The organism is Halomonas sp. 707D4, assembly GCF_024158685.1.
Taxonomy (GTDB): domain Bacteria; phylum Pseudomonadota; class Gammaproteobacteria; order Pseudomonadales; family Halomonadaceae; genus Vreelandella.
The window spans coordinates 1-2881 of the sequence record NZ_JAMZBD010000398.1 but is presented as its reverse complement, the minus strand read 5'-3'; the positions used below and the strand labels follow the sequence as shown (position 1 = coordinate 2881).

Annotated in this window: 3 protein-coding genes; 2 read left to right on the top strand and 1 reads right to left on the bottom strand. The window is 67.3% G+C overall.

Features of this window, described 5'->3' with window-relative positions:
- On the top strand, positions 1 to 542 hold a 542-nt coding region (locus BIS11_RS14245; RefSeq protein WP_253586369.1), incomplete at its 5' end, for a phospholipase D-like domain-containing protein.
- A 106-nt stretch (positions 543 to 648) separates the two neighbouring features.
- A complete protein-coding gene (locus BIS11_RS14240; RefSeq protein ID WP_253426458.1) occupies positions 649 to 1857 on the top strand; it encodes an ABC transporter substrate-binding protein in 1209 nt (402 codons plus the stop codon).
- An 88-nt stretch (positions 1858 to 1945) separates the two neighbouring features.
- Here BIS11_RS14240 and BIS11_RS14235 read toward each other — a convergent pair.
- A partial coding sequence (locus BIS11_RS14235; RefSeq protein WP_253586368.1) for a branched-chain amino acid ABC transporter permease occupies positions 1946 to 2881 on the bottom strand: 936 nt, incomplete at its 5' end.

Genomic DNA, 2881 nt, shown 5'->3' with positions numbered 1-2881 from the left:
GGGTCGAGCGGCTGGTGGCGCTGGCCGACGACGGTGTCGAGGTCGAGGTCATCACCAACTCGCTGGAGTCCACCGACGCCGCCGTGGTGCACGGCGCCTACGCGCCCTGGCGCAAGACGCTGCTCGCGCACGGCATCCGCCTGTTCGAGCTGCGCCCGGAGCAGGAGCCCGGCGACGGCAATGGCGAGGAGGAGATGCGCGTGCCCGGCGCCTCCGCCTCGGCGCTGCACATCAAGGCGCTGCGCATGGACGACCAGGTGTTCATCGGTTCCTTCAACGTCGACCCGCGCTCGATTCTGTGGAACAGCGAGGTCGGCGTACTGGTACGCAGCGAAGGGCTCCAGACAGCCTTCGACGAGCTGGTGGCGGTGGGCCAGGAGCCGACCATCAGCTACCAGGTACTGCTCGATGACGACGAGGAGCTCGTCTGGCGCTACGAGCATCGCGGCGAGCCGCTGGCCGCCGAGAAGGAGCCCGGCAACGCGTGGCGCCACCTGAATGCCTGGGCGAGTCGCACCTTCCGCCTGGAGCGCTGGCTCTAGCGCAAGCGTTAACAGCCCGCGCTTGTGTTTTTCACGCGGCGGTTCCAGATTAGAGGCAGCGTCGGCGAAGGCCCGCGCGCACCTCACATTGGGAGCGATGAACAACATGATAAATAAACGCGCATTAGTGACCGCCGTGGCGGCGTCTTCCCTGGCCCTGGCGGCCAGCGCCCAGGCCGACGTCAAGATCGGTTTCCTGGGAGGCTTCACCGGCGGCATCGAGAGCCTGACGCCGCCGATCTTCGAAGGTGCCAAGCTCGCCGTGGCCCAGGTCAACGAGCAGGGCGGCATCCTCGACGGCCAGACGCTGTCGATGCCCTCCGGCGACACCACCTGCTCCGACGCCTCGGCGGCCTCCAATGCCGCCGACCGCATGGTCAACTCGGAAAACGTCACCGCGATCGTCGGCGCCCTGTGCACCGGCGTGACCATCGCCGCGGCCAACAACGCCGCCGTCCCCGGGGGCGTGGTGATGGTCTCGCCGGCCTCCACCGCACCCGCGGTGACCGAACTCGACGACAACGACCTGGTGTTTCGTACCGTGCCGTCGGACGCCTTCCAGGGCGAGATGCTCGCCAAGCTCCTGCTCGACAAGGGGATCGACGTCGTGGCGGTCACCTACGTCAACAACGACTACGGCCAGGGGCTGTCGGACGCCTTCGCCACCGCGTTCGAAACCGGCGGCGGCGAGGTGGTGGCCAATCTCGCCCACGAGGACAACCGCGCCGACTACCGCTCGGAGCTGGGTTCGCTCTCCGCCGGCGGCGCCGACACCCTGGTGGTGCTCGCCTACGCCGACACCTCCGGCCAGACCGTGCTGCGCCAGGCGTATGAGAGCGGCATGTTCACCCAGTACGTGGGCGCCGACGGCATGGTCGGCGACAGCCTGGTCGAGGCAATCGGCGCCGACGTGCTCGATGGCATGATCGCTACCCGCCCGGGCAGCCCCGAGCTTCCCGGTACCGAGATCTTCGAGAGCGCCGCTACCGAGGCCGGCTTCGACCCCAGCGCCGTGTTTGCCGCGCAAGCCTATGACGCCGCCTTCCTGCTGGCGCTGGCCATCCAGCAAAACGGCAGCGCCGAGCGTGAAGGGCTGTCCGAGGCGCTTCGAAGTGTGGCCAGCGCCCCGGGCGAGGTAATCCTGCCCGGCGAGTGGGAGAAGGCCGTGGAGCTGATCGCCGCCGGCACCGAGATCAACTACGAAGGCGCCTCCGGCTCCCACGAGTTCGACGAGAACGGCGACGTGCCCGGCGTGGTGGTCGAAATGGCGGTGGAGGATGGCCGCTTCGTGACCAAGGGGCAGCTCGATCTGTAAGTCACGACGCCAGGAACCCTGGTAAAAAAACGCCCCGGGCTGAAAGCCCGGGGCGTTTTTCGTGATGGTCTTTCGTGATGGTCGGTGGTTAGCCGTGAGTCTTGATGTTCTCCGGCAAGAGCCCCTTGGGCGCGAAGCGCAGCACGACGGTGATCAGCATGCCGATCACCAGCACCCGGGCCTGCAGCGCGCGGCTGTCCAGGTTGCTCGGAAGCGCCCATCCGGCGCTCTCGCCCAGGCTCGCCACCAGCTGCATGACGTAAAGCGCCAGAGGCTCCGACATGATCCAGATGATGTAGACCGCCACGGCGCCGAAGATCGTGCCCAGGTTGTTGCCCGGCCCGCCGAGGATCACCATCACCAGTACCAGAAAGGTGTGGTTCAGCGGCAGATACCCCTGGGGGTCGAACAGGCTGTTGAAGGTGCCGAGCACGCCACCGCCCAGGCCCATCAAGATACAGCCGAGCACGAAGATCTCGAGACGACGCTTGTTGATGTTCTTGCCCATGGCCGCCGCCGACACCTCGTTGTCGCGAATGGCGCGGATCATCCGCCCCCAGGGCGCATGGTAGGCGCGGTGGAGCAGAAAGAAGATCACCGCGATGATCACCGCGGTCAGCGACAGGTACACCGCCCGCGAGAGCGTGAAACCGAGCTCGGAAGGCCCCGGGGTCGGCCAGGGCAGCGGCGAGACCGTGGCGGTGCCCCGGGTCAGCCAGTCGGAGTTCTTCAGAAACGCCTTGATGATCTCGGCGATGCCCAGCGTCGCGATCGCCAGGTAGTCGCTTCGAAGCCCCAGGCAGATATGGCCGATGAAGTAGCCCACGCCCCCGGCAAGCGCGCCGCCGACGATCCAGCCGACCCAGGGCGGAAGGCCGAAGCCGCCGACGAAGCCCGCACGGCTCTGGATCTCGCCGGTCACCTCGCGCAGCATGCTGATCACGACCAGATAGAGCACGATGGCCAGCACCACGGCGATGAGGGTGCGTAGAAGCCTGGGCACGCCGAAGCGGTCGAGGCGGGT

What these genes read in the sequence shown, in the direction of transcription:
- BIS11_RS14240 (WP_253426458.1), top strand. Translation starts at nt 649, where the DNA reads ATGATAAATAAACGCGCATTAGTGACCGCCGTGGCGGCGTCTTCCCTG.